Below are 15,973 nucleotides of genomic sequence, written 5' to 3' on the forward strand. Positions count from 1 at the left end.
GGCATAACTAACGAAAGCTGAAACTGCAACGAGTAAGGGTAGCTCATAGTGAAATGGCCAAGAACCCGTCAGAAAAACAGGTATGGTAATAATTAGCGCGGTAGGTACCAAGGGCGCGGTTAGCATTGCGAAAAGTTGGCGAGTTGCAGCGGTCACAATGGCCTAACTGTAATTAGACACCCTAAAAGGTGTCTTGTTTTGCACCATGTGGCGCACTAAATCCCTGCGCGCGCCTGCAAGCCGCACGGTGCCCGCCTATAACGCTGTTAGTGCCCCCTAACAGTATGGACAAACACACCATGGCGGACGTTGCTGCGGCACCGCGGCTGCTCGATCAGGTTCGGGATCGCATCCGGGTCAAGCATTTCAGCTTGCGCACAGAGCAAGTTTACCTCGGCTGGATTCGGCGATATATCCTGTTTCACGGTAAGCGTCATCCGCGCGACATGGGCAAGGCCGAGATCGAGGCGTTTCTGAGCCATCTTGCGGTCGATCGCAACGTCACTGCATCGACGCAGAATCAGGCCAAGGCGGCCTTGCTGTTTTTGTATCGCGAGGTGCTGGCGCTGGAATTGCCTTGGCTGGCCGATATCACGCAGGCCAAGGCGTCGTCGCGCTTGCCGGTGGTGCTGACGGGCGGAAACGCGGGCGGTGCTGGATAGGCTGGAAGGAACGTGGGCGCTGGTCGCACGCTTGTTGTATGGCAGTGGCTTGCGCTTGCTGGAGGCATTGCGCTTGCGCATCAAGGATGTCGATTTTGCCCGGGGCGAAATCATCGTGCGCGAGGGCAAGGGCTTCAAGGACCGGGTGACGATGTTGCCGCAATCGGTCATTGAGCCGCTGAAGCTGCAAATGGCAAAGGTGCACGACTTGCACGCGCTGGACCTGGCCGCCGGCTTTGGCGAGGTGTATTTGCCGTATGCACTGGCGTCTGCTTGCGCCGACGCAGGCCGTCGAGCACGCCCCAGCCGTCGAGCACCGGCAGCATCACGTCGAGGATCACCAGATCGAAGTCGTCCTCAAGCGCTTTGTGCAGCCCGTCGATGCCGTTTACCGCAATGTCGACCGCGTAGCCGCTCTCGCTCAGCCCCTGTTTCAGATAGCCCGCAGTCTTGGCTTCGTCCTCGACGATCAGTATTCGCACCGCGTTCCTCCTTGTTCAGACCGCCATTCTAAGCCGGTGCACAGGCGCGGACCGCAGATGACGGTTTCGTCATCTGCGGGTAATCCGGCCGCCCGGTACGGCTGACCATACTCGGCTTATTCAAGTGTCGGACCGGGATGAGGACATGGTAAAGCTGGTGCTGCTGGCGATGGCGATCTCGCCATGGGTACATGCAGACGAGACGGCGCTGACCGCGCTGCCGTTCGAGTCGGCGTTCGCGACCTATCAGGCCTACAAGGACGAAGCGATCGGCGACTGGCGGGAGGCCAACCGGGTTGTCGACCACGTTGGTGGCTGGCGCGTCTATGCGAAAGAGGCAAGGCAGGCCGATGAGGCCGATGCGCACGCCGGCCACGGAGGCCGGCCATGACGTCTGGGCGACGGCTGGCGGTGATGGCCGCGGCTTTGGTGCTCAGCGGCTGTGCCAGCGTCGACTTCGACGAGTCGGTGACGCAGGCCAATCGCGACGCGGCCGATTTCACCCAAGGCAAGCTGGCGCTGGCGTCGACCGACGCGCAACGCGATGCGATGCGCGACGAAGCGGCGAAACTGCTGGCCCAGCCGCTGGGCCAGACCGGTGCAGTACAGGTCGCGCTGCTCAACAGCCCGGCCTTGCAGGCGCTGCTGGCGCAGAACTGGGCCGACGCGGCTGCTGCTGCGCAGGGTGGGCGGTTGCCGAATCCGGTGTTTTCGTTCGAGCGGATGACGATCGCCAACGAGCTGGAGTTCGGCCGCTTGCTGGCCTTCGGCCTGCTCGACCTGATTACCTTGCCGCAGCGCTACAACACGGCACAGCGGCAGATCGCCGTGGCACGGCTGCGTTTGACCGGCGATGTCGTCGATCAGGTCACGCAGGTCAGGCAAGCGTGGGTGAACGCCGTCGCCGCGCAGCAAACGCTGGTCTATACGCGGCAGGTGTTCGAAGCGGCCGAAGCCAGCGCCGAACTGGCCCGCCGGCTGCAGTCGGTCGGCAACTTTACCAAGCTCGACCGGGCGCGGCAGCAGGCGTTCTACGCCGACGCGGCCACGCAGCTGGCCGGCGCGCAGCATGGTGCGACCGCGGCGCGCGAGGCGCTGGTCCGACTGCTCGGGCTCGACGATGCGCAGGCGCAGCAACTGAAACTGCCCGAACGCCTGCCGGCGCTGCCGAAGTCGCCGCGTTCGGCCGACGACACCGGCAAGGCGGCCAGCAGTACCCGGATGGACGTGCGTCAGGCGCGCATGTCGCTCGATGCGGCGGTCAAGGCGCAGGGACTGAACTGGGTCACCAGCTTTGCCGACATCGAACTCGGCCTGCGCTACGACACGGTGTTCGACACGGCCGACGGCGCCAAGAACCACAAGCGCGGTTTCGAGATCGACGTCCGGCTGCCGCTGTTCGACTGGGGCGACCTGCGGCGCGACGCGATGAACGCGCAGACCTTGGCCGCGGCCAACCGCTACGAAGCAACGCTGCGCGACGCCGGATCGAATTTGCGCGAAAGCTATTCGGCGTACCGGACCAGTTACGACATCGCCCGTCATGACCGCGATGAGGTGGTGCCGCTGCGCAAGACGATCTCCGAGGAAAACACGCTTCGTTACAACGGCATGCTGATCGGCGTGTTCGAGCTGCTGGCCGACAGCCGTGACCAGGTTGGCGCGGTGATAGCCGCGATCGGCGCCGAGCAGCAGTTCTGGCTGGCCGATGCGGCATTGCAGGCAGCGGTGATGGGCAAACCGACCGCGACGAGCGTCGGCGCTGTGGCGAGTGCCGGCGGTGCCGTTGCGGCGGGCACGGTCAGCAAGGTGGCGATGGCGGCCCTGCCCGAGCCGGTGATCCAGACCGGGCCGGACACGATGCCGCCGCTGTTTCCCGGCACCGGCCGGCCGTACAACCCGGTAGTGACGCTGAACGGCTGGACGCTGCCGTGGCGGATGAACAGCGGCGTGAAGGAATTCCATCTCGTCGCCGAGCCGGTGGTGCGCGAAATGGCGCCGGGCTTCAAGGCCCATCTGTGGGGCTACAACGGCCAGAGCCCGGGGCCGACGATCGAGGTCGTCGAGGGCGACCGGGTGCGTATTTTCGTTACCAACCGGCTGCCCGAGCACACCAGCATCCACTGGCACGGCCAGCGCCTGCCCAACGGCATGGACGGCGTCGCCGGGCTGAACCAGCCGGCGATTCCGGCCGGCAAGACCTTCGTCTACGAATTCGTCGCGCGGCGCCCCGGCACCTTCATGTATCACCCGCACGCCGACGAGATGGTGCAGATGGCGATGGGGATGATGGGCTTCTGGGTCACGCACCCGAAGGCGAAGCATCCGCTGATCGACGACGTGAACCGCGATTTCTGCTTCCTGCTCAACGCCTACGACATCGACCCCGGCGCGTACACGCCGAAGATCATGACCATGCTCGATTTCAACCTGTGGAGCTGGAACAGCCGGATCTTCCCGGGCATCGATTCGCTCAACGTGCGGCTGAACGACAAGGTGCGGATCCGCATCGGCAACCTGAGGATGACCAACCACCCGATCCACCTGCATGGCCACGAATTCCTCGTCACCGGTACCGATGGCGGGCCGACGCCGAAGAGCACGCGCTGGTACGAGGTGACGACCGACGTTGCCGTCGGCCAGATGCGGCAGATCGAGTTCCTTGCCGACGAGGAGGGCGACTGGGCGTTCCACTGCCACAAGAGCCACCACACGATGAACGCGATGGGCCACGACGTGCCGACGATGATCGGCGTCGACCATCGCGGCATGGCGAAGAAGATCAACACGCTGATCCCCGACTACATGGTGATGGGCGAGCGCGGCATGGCCGACATGACCGAGATGGAAATGCCGATCCCCGACAACACCGTACCGATGATGACCGGCCAGGGGCCGTTCGGCAGCGTCGAAATGGGCGGGATGTTCAGCATGCTCAAGGTCCGCCGCGACCAGAAACCCGGCGACTACAGAAATCCGGGCTGGTTCAAGCACCCGCCCGGCACGGTGGCACACGAATACAAGGGCCCGGTACTCGACGCAACCCGCAGCAAGGCCGCCGGTAACCCGGCGATGCCGCGTGCCAAGGGCGGCGATGTCGAAGTGCAGGTCCGCAAACCCACGGCCAAGTCCGGCCACTGAATCGGTTCATCCACTGGAGCAGACATGAAAACAGCACACCTCGTTGTACTGGTCGCCGGCCTTGGCCTCAGCGCCACGGCCTTTGCCAGCGGCACCCATGCCGGCGGCCACGACGGCACGATCGGCCAGCCGGGCAAGGCCGGCAAGGTCAACCGGACGATCACGGTCGAGATGAACGACGCGATGCGTTACTCGCCGGCGAACATCGACGTCAAACAGGGCGAGACGATCCGTTTCGTCGTCAGGAACGTCGGCAAGGTCAAGCACGAATTCGTCATCGGCACCGAGGCCGAGCTGAAAGCCCACTACGAGCAGATGATGAAATTCCCGGACATGGAACACGAAGACCCACAGACCGCGTCGGTCGCGCCGGGCAAGCAGGGCGAGGTGATCTGGCAGTTCACCAGGGCCGGCAAGGTGGACTTTGCCTGCCTGCAGCCGGGCCATTACGACGCCGGGATGAAGGGCTATGTCGATGTTGCGAAAAAACGCTGACGCCCGTTGTTCCCGTTTTATTTCCCGGGCGGCTGCCCGACTAGCTTGAGGAATCCATCATGCAAAAACGTTTCGCACTCGTCGCGCTCGTGGCCACGCTCTGGCTCGGTGCCGCGCAGGCCCAGAGCGACTACACCGATGGCGAGGTCAGGAAGATCGACAAGGCCAATGGCAAGATCACGCTGAAGCATGGCGACATCAAGAGTCTTGATATGCCCGGCATGACCATGGTGTTCACGATGCGCGACGCGGCGCAGCTCGACGCGGTCAAGCCGGGCGACAAGGTGCGTTTTGCCGTGGTGAACGAGGGCGGCAAGCTGGTGGTGACCGAGCTGCTGGCGCAGTAAGCGTGGCTCGTCACCCCACTGCGCAGTGGGGTGCTCGGCCTCCGTATCCGTTAACCGCCCGGGAGGAGCGCGGGGTGGCTCATCCCTCGGCAATCATCTCGCCGAACTTGAGCAGATTGCCGTGCGGGTCGATCACGTACAGCTCTTTCATGCCCCACGGCTGCGAGACCGGCGGCCGGTGGCGCACGCCACGCGCCACGAACTCTGCGTGCAGCGCGTCGACGTCGTCGCTGCGGATGTAGCACGAGGTGTTCTCGGCGATGTGCTTTTCGTCGCAGGGCCAGAAGTGCAGTTCGCAGCCGTCGCGCACGACGATCAGGTAGTCGGGCAGCTGCAGCGTGACGGCAAAGCCGAGCGTCTGGTAATACGCCGCCGATTCGGCGATGTCGAGCGAGGCCAGTACCGGAACGGTGGCCGTGATGCGTCCATTCATCATCTTGTCCTGTGGGTGGAGTGAAGCGCGTGAAGTTGTGCAACACTGGCGGTTGACGATTTCATGCCAGTGACGCAATGCCTGCGCCGAATGCCATCCGTACTCCTTGCCCGCCGGGCGCCTGTGTCTGCGGGCGCGATGCGCTGGAGGGCGATCCGTTCGCGGATTGCCGCATTCTCAAGCTGACGCGCGACGAAGAGCGCAAGCTGGTCGAGCGGATCGAACGGGCCAGCGATTTCGCCGACCTGAAGAAAGTCGGCGCACGGATGTATGAACAACTGGGCATCGTGCTGCGGATTGCCCCGGGGACCAACGAGGTCCGCACGGTACTCGGCTTCGAGATCTCGCTCGATCCGCACCCGGGCCTGTGCCGCAAAACCCAGCAGGCGATTCCGGCGGCGGTGCGCCGCTGTCTGAACAACAATCCGGCGGTCGCCTACGAAATCCTCGACGCCTACAGCCTGTTTGCCCCCGACGAACTGCGCTAGCCCGATCCGCGCCTTACGGGTTTCGAGTCGCGTTGCCGGATGCGGCGACCGGCAGGCATCTGGCTGGAAAACCGCGCACGTCCTGCCTGTGCCGCCATGCCGATCGGGGAGCATCGGACCGCCGGACATCGCGTTTCAGTTGAACAGCACCAGCGGCCGCGCGGGATCGCGCGGGTGCGGCACGACCTCGGCGGCCACGCCGTAGACGGCGTCCAGCGTCGCCGGCGTCAGCACGCTGGCCGGATCGCCGCAGCCGACCAGCTTCCCCTGTGCCAGCAAGGCCAGCCGGTCGCACCAGGCTGCGGCGAGATTGACGTCGTGCAGGATCACCAGCACGCCGATCCGCTCTTCGCGCGCCAACTGCCGCGCGCAGGCCAGCAAGGCTTGCTGGTGCTTGGGATCAAGGCTGGCGGTCGGTTCGTCGAGCAGCAGAAAGCGCCCGCCGTGGCTTTGTCGCGCGGCCAGCGTCTGCACCAGCACGCGGGCGAACTGCACGCGTTGCGCCTCGCCGCCCGACAGTTGCGGGTAGCGGCGGTCGGCCAGATGGCTGACATCGGCCAGCGCCAGCGCCCGCTGGATCAACTGCTGGACGTCCGCCGTCGACAGCTCCGGGAACGGATAGGCGCCCATCGCGACGACTTCGCCGACGCCGAGATTGAACGACAGCGACGGCGATTGCGGCAGCACCGCGCGCTGGCGGGCGAGATGGGCATTGTCGAGCCGGGTCAGCGAGGTGCCGTCGATCGACACGTCGCCGCGTTGCGGCGCCAGCTCGCCGGCGAGCATCGCCAGCAGCGTCGATTTGCCGGCGCCGTTGGCACCGAGCACGCCGACGACTTCACCGGCCGCCAGCGACAGCGACACATCGTCGAGCACGACCTTGCCCTGACGTTCGATAAACAGGTGTTCGGCGAGCAGCATCAGTGTCTCCGCTGCGCGAGCAGCCACAGGAAGAAGGGACCACCAACGAGGCTGGTGACGATACCGATCGGCAGCTCGGCCGGGATCACGGCGATGCGGGCGAGCCAGTCGGCCAGCGTCAGCGCGATCGCGCCGGCAACGACCGAATTGGGCAGCAACCAGCGGTGGTCGGCGCCAAGCGCCAGCCGGACCAGATGCGGCACGACGAGGCCGACAAAGCCGATCGCACCGGTGGCGGCGACCAGCGGGCCGACCAGCAGCGCGGTCAGCAGAATGAGCCGGCGGCGTACGGCCTTGAGCGGAAAGCCCAGATGCAGCGCTTCGCGCTCGCCCAGCAGCAGCGCGTTCATTGCGCGCCAGTCGCGGGCGATCAGCGCGCCGACGATGATCGTCCACGGCGCCAGACCGGCGAGCAGTGGCCAGCTGGCGCCGGCAAGGCTGCCCATATTCCAGAAGGTGAGGCTGCGCAGCTGGTTGTCGTCGGCCAGATAGGTGAACAGACCAACCAGCGCGCCGCAGATCGCGTTGATCGCGACGCCGGCGAGCAGCAGCCCGGCCATGCCCGGATAGCGGCGGCCCAGATGATAGGCGGCGACGGTGGCGACCAGACTGCCGACAAACGCCGCCGGTGCCAGCACGATGAAGGCACCGCCGCCGAGGACGATGGCGCCGACGGCACCGAGTGCGCCGCCAGCGGAAATACCGATCAGGCCCGGTTCGGCCAGCGGGTTGCGGAACAGCGCCTGCATGGCCGCGCCCGATAGCGCCAGCGCGGCGCCGGCCAGTGCGGCGAACAGCACGCGCGGCAGTCGTACGTCCATCAGCACGCTGCGCCACAGCGCCTCGTCCGGCCCTTCGGCGGAGAACGGCAGGCCCGGTAGCGCCGACAGCGGAATGTGCAGCGCGCCGCTGCTGGCGGACAGCAGCATCAGCAAGACCAGCACGGCGATCAGCGTGATCAGCACGCCAGCGGGTGTACGCCAGCGCGCGGCCTTGGCGGCCACGGGGGCGGGGGAAGTCAGGGTGGAAGTCACGGAGGTCATGTTACACCGGGTATAGCGCAATGAAGGCGAGGGCGATCGACAACGGAACGGTTGCGGATGTGCTGTCCTGTGAGCCGCCGCCGGTGCGCTTTACACGCACCGGCATGGGCGATCGGCCAGGTTTATTGCTTGGCCAGCGGGGCCTTGATCTGCGACGGGGACGCCTTCAGTTCACGCAAGGCTTGCGGCAGCCGCGGACCGTAGCCAAGCAACAGCAGATCATCCATCACGATCACGCGACGGTTTTGCGCCGCCGGCGTCGTCGCGATGCCCGGACGGGCCAGCAGCGCATCGAGACCACCCGACGCCGCGATCGACGCGGTCGACGTGACGATCAGATCGGGCTTGAGCGCGGCAATGCCTTCGAGCGACAAGGGCTTGTAGCCCTTCTGGGTCGCCAGCACATTGCGGTAGCCGGCCAGCTTGAGCATCGCGTCGGCGCTGGTATCGATACCGGCGCCTTCGGGATTGCCGCTGCGGTTGATCAGCAGCAGCGCGCGGGTAGTGCCGACCGATTTGGCGGCCAGCGCGTCGACCTGCTTGCGCAGCTCGGACACCATTGCGCGGCCATCGTTGCGCAGGCCGAGTGCGGCGGCGACGCCGTGCATGCGCTGTTCGAGCGCGTCGAGCGTCGGCGCGCTCGGCAGCACGATCACGCGCAGGCCGAGCCGGCGCAGTTGTTCGATCGCCTGCGGCGGGCCGGCCTGATCGGATGCAAGCACCAGATCGGGCTTCAGCGCGACGACGCCTTCGAGCGAAAACGCGCGGTAGTAACCGACCTTGGGCAGCGCCTTGGCCGCCTCCGGATACGTGCTTGACTGGTCGGCACCGACCAGCAGCTTGCCGGCACCGAGCGCGTAGACGATCTCGGTCAGCGGGCCGCCGAGGGCGACGACGCGCTGCGGTGCGGCCTGCGCCGCCGACAGCGTGAAGAACGCCAGCGTGGCGGCGAGGAGGAGGGCAAGGCGCTGTTTCATCGCATCAACCTCAGGCTGCGAGCGGCTCGGCGCACAGGCCGATCAGCAGTTCGCGCCATTCGGTCAGCTCGGGGATGCCCGGCTTGCGTACGCCGAAGAACTGGATGATCAGCTCGCCACCGTCGTTGTACAGCTCGAGCGACGTTACCCAGCCATCGCTGGTCGGCTTGTTGACGACCCAGGTGCTGGTCACGGCTTCGGTGTTCAGATGCAGGTTGAAGAGCGGATCAAGGATGTTGTACCAGGGACCGGTGCGCACGAGCTTCTTCACCGGGCCGCTGTGGATCTGCACCATGCCGCGGTTGCCGACGAAGCACATGATGCCCAGATCGGTTTCGGCAGCGCGTTGCAGCATGGTTTCGACCGCGCCGTTGTCGATCTGCTGCGCCAGATCGTTGCCGACCGAGCGCAGTGCGCCAAGGCGGCTGACCTTGTGCTTTTTCAGCATCGGGAAGAAGGCGTGGGTGTCTTGCAGACCGAGCCAGGTGTCGCGCAAGCCTGCGGCATCTTCCGGCACGTCCGGTGTGGTGTCCGGTGCGTACGGCTTGGCTTCGGGCCAGGTTTTTTCGGTGACGGCGAATTCGGCCACCAGCGCATCGTAGGCGGCGGCGTTGCTTTCTTCGAGCATGTAGACCTTGTGCAGGGCGACACCTTCGGCGTCGAAGAACTGCAGGCTGCGGCGCTCGCCCTCGGTCACCGCGTAGCAGTGGGTCCAGGCGAAGAAGAACATGCGCAGGTCGATGTCCTTGCCGAGCACGAGGCCGACCGGGCCTTCGGCCTGGATGTCTTCGTAGGTGCCCTTGCGCTCGTGCACGCACCAGTCATTGCGCGACAGCGCCATCACGTGGCCGAGCGTGCCGAGCTTCGGGAAAATGGCCTTGACCGGACTGGCGAGCTGGATCGAGGTCACGCCACAGTCGGCGGCGACGAGCTGGGCTTCGGACACATCGAGGCGGGCGGCGCGTTCACGCGCGCGCAGTTTGGGTTCGCTGGCCAGCAGCGCTTGGTAGCGGGTTTGCAGTGCGTTGGCGAATTCTTGGAAGTTGCTCATTTTGGTCTCCTGGGTGGTACGGGTGAATGCCATCGGCATGGATGGCCATCCACAAAAGCAAAGGCCGACCCGCGAACGGGTCGGCAGCAGAACGCGCTGCTTATGTCTGCCCCAGCCTGCGAGCGCGGGATGCGCAGCCGCAGAATGGGGCAGGCATTTAGAAGCTCCAGTTCGCGTTGATACGGTAGCTGCGGCCCGGTTGCGAGTAGCGGTCGATGACCAGGCTGTTCGACGTCAGCGCGCGGGTCGAGGCGTCGGCGCCGTCCCAGTACTCTTTGTCGAACAGGTTGAACACGCCACCCGAAATGCGCAAATCCTTGACCGGCGTCCACCACGCGGTCAGATCGACCACGCCGTAGCCCGGTGCCGCGTACAGCTTGCTGCTCGACAGCTTGGACTTGGCCGCCGCGGCGGTCAGCAGCGCGTCGGCGCCCCAGACTTCCTGCTTGTACGACAGGCCGGTGATCAGCTTGAGCGGTGCGACCGAATCGAGCCAGGTGTCATCGGTTTCATTGCGGCCCACCGACCATGCCAGCGAGCCCCAGGTACGCCATGCACTGCTGAAGCTGTAATGCGCGGTCGCTTCGACGCCGTAGATCCGTGCCTTGTCGATGTTCACGCTCTGGTAAACCATCGGATAGCCCGGAATCCAGCCCGGATTGCTGCTGTTGATCGGCTGCAGCGTATCGATGAAGTCCTTGTAGCGGGTATCGAAGCCGGTGATCGTGCCACCGGCGTGGTCGTTGCCCAGACGCAGGCCGAATTCGTAGCCCGAGCTGGTTTCCGGCTTCAGGTCCGGATTCGGCACCAGGGTGTAGCCCTGAGCCGAGTTGGTGAACTGGCCGTTGATTTCCAGCGTCGTCGGCGCACGGAAGCCCTGTGCGTACTTGGCGAACAGCGTGGCCTGCTCGGCCAGCTTCCACGAACCGGCGAGCGACGGCGAGATCTTGTCGTCTTCCTGGCTCTTCGGCGTCATGCCGATGCCCTGGTTGATCTGGCCCTGGATCGAGCCTGTATCCGGATTGTTGCGGTAGTTGTCGTAACGCAGGCCCGGGGTCAAGGTGTAGCGACCGCCGTCAAAGCCGATTTCGTCCTGTGCGAACAACGCCCACTGGGTGACCGTGGTGTCCGGAATCGTGCGCAGGTTGATCGACGTCGATGCCGGGTAGCCCGCAGCGAACTCCTTGGTATCGGTCTGCCACCATTCGCCGCCGACCACCCACTGCTGGGTGACGCTGCCGCCGACGTTCTTCACAACCTGACCGGACACGCCCTTGGCGGTTTCGGTATAGGTGCCGTCGCGCCAGTAAACCGGATCGCGGGTATTGCGCGTCTGGTCGCGGCGCTGGTCGCTTTCGAACTTCTGGTAGTACATCCGCGCCGATGCGCCGTCGATCAGGCCGCCCGGCTGCGGCGCGGTGTAGTCGTACTCGAGCGAGACGCGCTTGCGCTCCTGCTCGTCGTGCGCCTTGCTCGACGTGATCGCGGTCGGTGCCGGCGGCATCACCACGCCCAGCTCGCTGTACATATCGGTGTCGCTTTCGGTTTTGCGGTATTCGCCGGTCAGGCCCAGTTTGTGGCCGCCTTCGAAATAGTGCTGAACCTTGGCGAGGGCATTCTTGGTGGTGTAGTCCTGCGGGTCCGGAGTAGTACGGGTATTTTTGTTCTTGCTGTCATTGGTACCCATATTGTCGAGCTCGTGGCCCTTGCGGCCGCCCATCTGCAGCAACCAGTAGGTGTCCTGGTTGACTTCACCGGCAACGGCGCCAGACAGGCCGTAGCTGCTGTCGGCGCTGTCATAGTCGGCCTTGACCTGGCCGCCGAAGGTCTTGCCGGCCTTGATCAGGTCGGTCGGATCCAGCGTGCGCATGCCGACGACACCGGCGAGGGCCGACGAACCGTACAGCGTCGAGCCGGGGCCGCGGACGATGTCGATGGCGGCAAGCGACGAAAAGTCGACCATGTCCTGGCCGACGAAGCTGTCGCGGTTCGGGAAGCTGAACACTTCGGGCAGGCGCACGCCGTCGACCATCATCAGCACGCGATTGCCTTCGAGGCCGCGGATATTGATGTTGGTGCCGCCGTAGCGGCCGCTGCGCGACATATTGACACCCGGTTGCTCGTAGTTGCCGAGGTCCTTGAAGTCACGGATGAACTTGTCGTCGAGCGTCTTGCGGTCGGTCGAGGTGACCGACGGCGGCAGCTCGTCGAGGGTTTTTTCGGTACGGGTCGCGGTGACGACGATCGGCGCCAGGCTGGCGGCACTGGCATCTTGCTTGGCCGGCTTGCCGGAGGTGGCCTGTTGCGGGACCGGCGCGGCGAAAGCTGTTTGCAGGGCGCAGGCCAGCAGGCTGAGCACCAGCGGGTGGGTGGAGCGGTTCATACAATTTCCTTGGGCAGTCGATAACGGTGCGTGGACGCACCGAACGCGGCTGGCTTGCTGGCGGGGAGACCGGTCCGCCTACTGGCTGGCATGCGTGAGGTTGTTGGCCGCGATGGCTGCGGCCTGCTCATTTCTCGTTACTTGGTCAGAATCAGCTTGCCCTGGCGGGTTTTGCTCAGGGTGTAACGCTCGCCGTTGTGGTCGATCACGACGGCACGTTGCCCTTGCAGCAACTGCGTGCTACTGAGCACCGGAAGGGTCGGCGTGGACGGTGTGGTCGTGGGCGTCGGCTTGTTCATAGGTGAGAATACTAACGCGAACTATTCTCATCCACAATGAATACTTACGAGGTGTTGCTCATCTGCGTTAAATCAAACATCTTTGCTTAATCAATGTAACGAGAATTGTTATCGATTAGCTTGATGGACATGTTTTGCAACCGCTCAGGAGCCTGCATGTCCGCAGATCTCAGCGCCTGGTTCGCCGAGGAGGGTGAACTGGCGTTTCCCAAGCGTGACCTGGTCATGCCATGGCGCCATCGAACCCCGATCGATCCGTCCGAATATGCCGCGACATGGCGGCGCCTGCAGGCCAGCCCGCGCCAGGGTCGTAAGGGGCTGGCTTACGTGCATGTGCCGTTCTGCGCCAACCACTGCCTGTTCTGCGGCTTCTATCAAAACCGCTGGGAGGAAGAGGCTTCCCGCCCGTATACGGACCGGCTGATCGCCGAGATCGAGCGCGAGGCCGGGACGCCGCTGGTGCAGCGCGCGCCGATCCACGCGGTTTATCTGGGCGGTGGTACGCCGTCGGCGCTGGCCGCCACCGATCTGGCCCGGCTGATCACCGCCTTGCGCAGGTATCTGCCGCTGGCGCCCGACGCCGAGATCACCGTCGAAGGGCGGATTCGCCATTTCGATGCGGCGCGGATCGACGCCTGCCTCGACGCTGGCGCCAACCGCTTTTCGATCGGCGTGCAAAGTTTCGATACCCGGGTGCGGCAACGGCTGGGCCGACAGGCCAGCCGCGATCAGGCGATTGCCTTCCTCGAATCGCTGGCCGCGCGCGATCGCGCCGCAGTGGTCTGCGATCTGATCTTCGGCCTGCCCGATCAGGATGACGACGTGTGGGCGCGCGATCTGGAAACGGTCTGTGCGTTGCCGCTCGACGGCGTTGATCTCTACGCGCTGAATCTGCTGCCGACGACGCCGCTATCGAAAGCGGTCGAGTTGCAGCGTCGCAGCCTGTCGACGCCACAGGCACGCCAGCGCATGTATCTCGCCGGGCTCGACCGGCTGGCCGAAGCGGGCTGGCGGCAGCTGTCGAACAGCCATTGGGCGCGGACGACGCGTGAGCGCAATCTGTACAACCAGCTGATCAAGGATGGCGCCGATTGTCTGGCCTTCGGCTCCGGTGGCGGCGGTAGCGCGCACGGCATCAGCTATGTCGTCGACAGCTCGCTAGCCAGCTACGAGGAAAAGTGCGACGCCGGCTGCAAGCCGCTGGCGCATCTGGCGCAAAGCGACGCCTGGCAGCCGATACGCGAAGCCGTGACCGGCGGTATCGAGCGTGGCCGGCTCGATCTGTATGCGCTGCCACTCGATGACGGCCCGTCCCTCGTCGAATCGTTGTCGCCGCTGATCGCCAACTGGCACCAGACCGGCCTGCTGGCCGATGCCGGCCCGGTGTTGCGGCTGACGCCGCGCGGCCGTTTCTGGGCCAACAACCTGCACGCAGCGCTGAACGAGCTGGTCCCGCAGTTCGTGACCCAACCTCATCCCGCCGCCGTCCTTGCGGCCTGACCTTCCGGAGTCCCTGCCATGAATGCCCTGCACCTGAGCCTTGCCGAACGCCTTGCCGCCGATGCCGACGGCATCCTTGAGCAACTGGCCAGCGAGTACAACGCCAGCCTGCTCGACGTCGTCACCGTCTTGCCCGAAGCCATGCGCACGCTGTTGCCCGGCGAACGATTTTCCGAGGTGATGGCCGACATCAGCGGCTGGGGCGACGTGACGCTGCTGACGCACAGTGCCGATGCCATCCTCGAATTCCATGGCCGCGTGCCGGTCGGCCGGTCGGCGCACGGCTTTTTCAACCTGCGCGGCGGTGGTGCGCTCAGCGGCCACATCCGCGCCGACCGTTGCCGCACGATTGCGCTGGTCGAGCGGCCGTTCATGGGTTTGGCGACGGCGAGCCTGATTTTCTTCAACCCGGACGGCGAGGCGATGTACAAGGTCTTCGTCCGCCGCAACAAGGACAAAAGCCTGGATGCCGAACAGCTGGTACGCTTCCGCGCTTTGGCTGCGGGATGCTGCGGCGCTTGCAAGGGAGAAGGATCGTGCGGGGATTGATCGTATTCGGTGCCAGTCATGGTGTCGGGCTGGAAGTGGCCAAGCAGGCAAGGGGGCAGGGGCGGGCGGTGCGGGCGTTGCTGCGTGAGGGAAGCGACGCGACGGCGCTCGAGGCCATCGGCGTCGAGGTCGTGCGCGGCGATGCACTCGATGCGAACGCCGTCGCTGCGGCAATGGCCGGGCTGGCTGCCGATACCGAGGTGGTGACGACGCTGGGCAGCTTCGGCCCCGGTGTCCCGGTCGATTACCTTGGCAACCGCAATGTGATCGATGCGGCCGAACGGGCCGGCTTGCAGCGGTTGGTGCTGGTTACGTCGCTTGGCGGCAGCGAAACCTGGCCGCATCTGTCCGAGCGTTCACGCAAGGGCTTCGGCGGCGCGGTACGCGAAAAAACGCTGGCCGAAGCGTGGCTGCGCACCAGCGGCCTTGATCACACGATCATCCGCCCCGGTGGTCTGCGCGACGGCCCGGCATTGGGTAACCCGCAGTGGATCGAAAATGCCGAGGCGCACGGTTTCGTCCGCCGCGCCGACGTGGCCGCCGTGGTGCTCGATTGCCTGGCCGACCCGGCCACCGTCGGCCGCGCGATCAGCGTTGTCGATCCGGCTTGCCCGGCCTGAGTCGCCGTCTCGGCAAGGCGGCTGGCGCGGACTGACTCCATCCTTCCGGCTGGGCCGCCGTGCCCGCATGTCTCTGCAACCTTTCACCGTGCTCGGGCTCCTACTTGATATAGGGGCAGCTGTCAGCAGCGCCCCGGATCGCTTTTATAGCGACAAGGAGGTTCGTATGACCCGAGTTCAGTGCACATTCGCCATTGGCCTGCTGACCGCGCTGCTTGCTGCGCCGGCGTGGACCGAGCTGTTGCCGGTGCAAACGCACGGCAATGTGTCGTACGTGAGCGGCGGCGTCGGCGACGAAGAAATGACGGCGCTCAAGTCGATGCAGAAAAGCTATAACCTGCATCTGCTATTCGTTGACCGTGACGGCCATTACCTCAGCGGGACGCAGGTCGCGGTCAAAAACGCGCGGGGCGAGACGGTGCTCGATGCCCGGTCCAATGGCCCGTATTTCTACGCCAATCTGCCGACCGGCCGCTACAGCGTCAGCGCAAGCAACGACGGCAGGACACAGACCCGTCTGCTGCAAGTCGGCACCAAGGGCGGCAAGCAAACCACTTTCCGCTGGTAGTCGGGATAAGAGCC

General features: G+C 65.1%; 18 protein-coding genes and 1 pseudogene. 11 read left to right on the forward strand and 8 right to left on the reverse strand.

Translation table 11 applies throughout. The features are described 5' to 3' along the window. Positions 1-299 precede the first annotated feature (299 nt). Positions 300-662, forward strand: coding sequence for a phage integrase N-terminal SAM-like domain-containing protein (locus R0382_RS13175; protein ID WP_432720099.1), 363 nt, complete (start codon positions 300-302; stop codon positions 660-662). Then, a pseudogene (locus R0382_RS13180) lies at positions 652-804 on the forward strand (tyrosine-type recombinase/integrase); the annotation flags it as partial. The gene R0382_RS13175 and the pseudogene R0382_RS13180, both read left to right, overlap by 11 nt. A gap of 25 nt (positions 805-829) precedes the next feature. Here the strand turns inward: R0382_RS13180 and R0382_RS13185 are convergent. Then, the gene (locus tag R0382_RS13185) at positions 830-1,144 is read right to left on the reverse strand and encodes a response regulator (RefSeq protein ID WP_432720101.1); all 315 of its coding nucleotides are present in this window, start codon (positions 1,142-1,144) and stop codon (positions 830-832) included. Between the two features lie 145 nt (positions 1,145-1,289). Between R0382_RS13185 and R0382_RS13190 the strand changes: the two genes are divergently transcribed. The 4 genes from R0382_RS13190 to R0382_RS13205 are packed head-to-tail and all read left to right on the forward strand — an operon-like array spanning position 1,290 to position 5,127. Further along, positions 1,290-1,535, forward strand: a complete 246-nt coding sequence (locus R0382_RS13190) for a hypothetical protein (RefSeq protein ID WP_432720103.1) — start codon at positions 1,290-1,292, stop codon at positions 1,533-1,535. Beyond that, positions 1,532-4,285 carry a multicopper oxidase domain-containing protein gene (locus R0382_RS13195; RefSeq protein ID WP_432720105.1) on the forward strand — a complete coding sequence of 918 codons (2,754 nt, stop codon included), beginning with the start codon at positions 1,532-1,534 and terminating at the stop codon, positions 4,283-4,285. Before R0382_RS13190 ends, R0382_RS13195 begins: the two co-directional genes overlap by 4 nt. Positions 4,286-4,309: 24 nt before the next feature. Next, a complete protein-coding gene (locus R0382_RS13200) occupies positions 4,310-4,780 on the forward strand; it encodes a cupredoxin domain-containing protein (RefSeq protein ID WP_432720106.1) in 471 nt (156 codons plus the stop codon). A 59-nt stretch (positions 4,781-4,839) separates the two neighbouring features. Continuing rightward, on the forward strand, positions 4,840-5,127 hold the full coding sequence (locus R0382_RS13205) for a copper-binding protein (protein WP_432720108.1): 288 nt from the start codon (positions 4,840-4,842) through the stop codon (positions 5,125-5,127). 79 nt (positions 5,128-5,206) lie between these two features. On the opposite strand, the gene R0382_RS13210 is transcribed toward R0382_RS13205, so the two are convergent. Continuing rightward, positions 5,207-5,560, reverse strand: coding sequence for a bleomycin resistance protein (locus R0382_RS13210; RefSeq protein WP_432720110.1), 354 nt, complete (start codon positions 5,558-5,560; stop codon positions 5,207-5,209). 77 nt (positions 5,561-5,637) lie between these two features. Here R0382_RS13210 and R0382_RS13215 point away from each other — a divergent pair, with 77 nt between their 5' ends. Then, positions 5,638-6,048, forward strand: a complete 411-nt coding sequence (locus R0382_RS13215) for a hypothetical protein (protein WP_432720112.1) — start codon at positions 5,638-5,640, stop codon at positions 6,046-6,048. Positions 6,049-6,183: 135 nt separating this feature from the next. On the opposite strand, the gene R0382_RS13220 is transcribed toward R0382_RS13215, so the two are convergent. The 6 genes from R0382_RS13220 to hemP all read right to left on the reverse strand — a co-directional run bounded on the left by R0382_RS13220 (position 6,184) and on the right by hemP (position 12,674). Then, a complete protein-coding gene (locus R0382_RS13220) occupies positions 6,184-6,969 on the reverse strand; it encodes a heme ABC transporter ATP-binding protein (protein ID WP_432720113.1) in 786 nt (261 codons plus the stop codon). Continuing rightward, the gene (locus R0382_RS13225) at positions 6,969-8,012 is read right to left on the reverse strand and encodes a FecCD family ABC transporter permease (protein WP_432720115.1); all 1,044 of its coding nucleotides are present in this window, start codon (positions 8,010-8,012) and stop codon (positions 6,969-6,971) included. The genes R0382_RS13220 and R0382_RS13225 overlap by 1 nt, the downstream gene beginning before the upstream one ends. A gap of 122 nt (positions 8,013-8,134) precedes the next feature. Next, on the reverse strand, positions 8,135-8,989 hold the full coding sequence (locus R0382_RS13230) for a heme/hemin ABC transporter substrate-binding protein (protein WP_432720116.1): 855 nt from the start codon (positions 8,987-8,989) through the stop codon (positions 8,135-8,137). A gap of 10 nt (positions 8,990-8,999) precedes the next feature. Further along, positions 9,000-10,040: a hemin-degrading factor gene (locus tag R0382_RS13235; protein WP_432720118.1), complete on the reverse strand. Its 1,041-nt coding sequence runs from the start codon at positions 10,038-10,040 to the stop codon at positions 9,000-9,002. 157 nt (positions 10,041-10,197) lie between these two features. Next, the gene (locus tag R0382_RS13240; protein WP_432720120.1) at positions 10,198-12,423 is read right to left on the reverse strand and encodes a TonB-dependent hemoglobin/transferrin/lactoferrin family receptor; all 2,226 of its coding nucleotides are present in this window, start codon (positions 12,421-12,423) and stop codon (positions 10,198-10,200) included. A gap of 137 nt (positions 12,424-12,560) precedes the next feature. Then, on the reverse strand, positions 12,561-12,674 hold the full coding sequence (gene hemP / locus R0382_RS13245; RefSeq protein ID WP_432720121.1) for a hemin uptake protein HemP: 114 nt from the start codon (positions 12,672-12,674) through the stop codon (positions 12,561-12,563). Positions 12,675-12,878: 204 nt separating this feature from the next. Between hemP and hutW the strand changes: the two genes are divergently transcribed. The 4 genes from hutW (at position 12,879) to R0382_RS13265 (ending at position 15,959) form a co-directional block, all read left to right on the forward strand. Beyond that, positions 12,879-14,222 carry a heme anaerobic degradation radical SAM methyltransferase ChuW/HutW gene (gene hutW, locus R0382_RS13250; RefSeq protein ID WP_432720123.1) on the forward strand — a complete coding sequence of 448 codons (1,344 nt, stop codon included), beginning with the start codon at positions 12,879-12,881 and terminating at the stop codon, positions 14,220-14,222. 18 nt (positions 14,223-14,240) lie between these two features. After that, positions 14,241-14,771, forward strand: coding sequence for a heme utilization cystosolic carrier protein HutX (gene hutX, locus R0382_RS13255; protein ID WP_432720124.1), 531 nt, complete (start codon positions 14,241-14,243; stop codon positions 14,769-14,771). Next, positions 14,759-15,391, forward strand: a complete 633-nt coding sequence (locus R0382_RS13260) for an SDR family oxidoreductase (RefSeq protein ID WP_432720125.1) — start codon at positions 14,759-14,761, stop codon at positions 15,389-15,391. Before hutX ends, R0382_RS13260 begins: the two co-directional genes overlap by 13 nt. Positions 15,392-15,557: 166 nt before the next feature. Then, on the forward strand, positions 15,558-15,959 hold the full coding sequence (locus tag R0382_RS13265) for a carboxypeptidase-like regulatory domain-containing protein (RefSeq protein WP_432720127.1): 402 nt from the start codon (positions 15,558-15,560) through the stop codon (positions 15,957-15,959). Positions 15,960-15,973: the final 14 nt, after the last annotated feature.

The organism is Jeongeupia wiesaeckerbachi, from assembly GCF_050916355.1.
Lineage (GTDB): Bacteria > Pseudomonadota > Gammaproteobacteria > Burkholderiales > Chitinibacteraceae > Jeongeupia > Jeongeupia wiesaeckerbachi.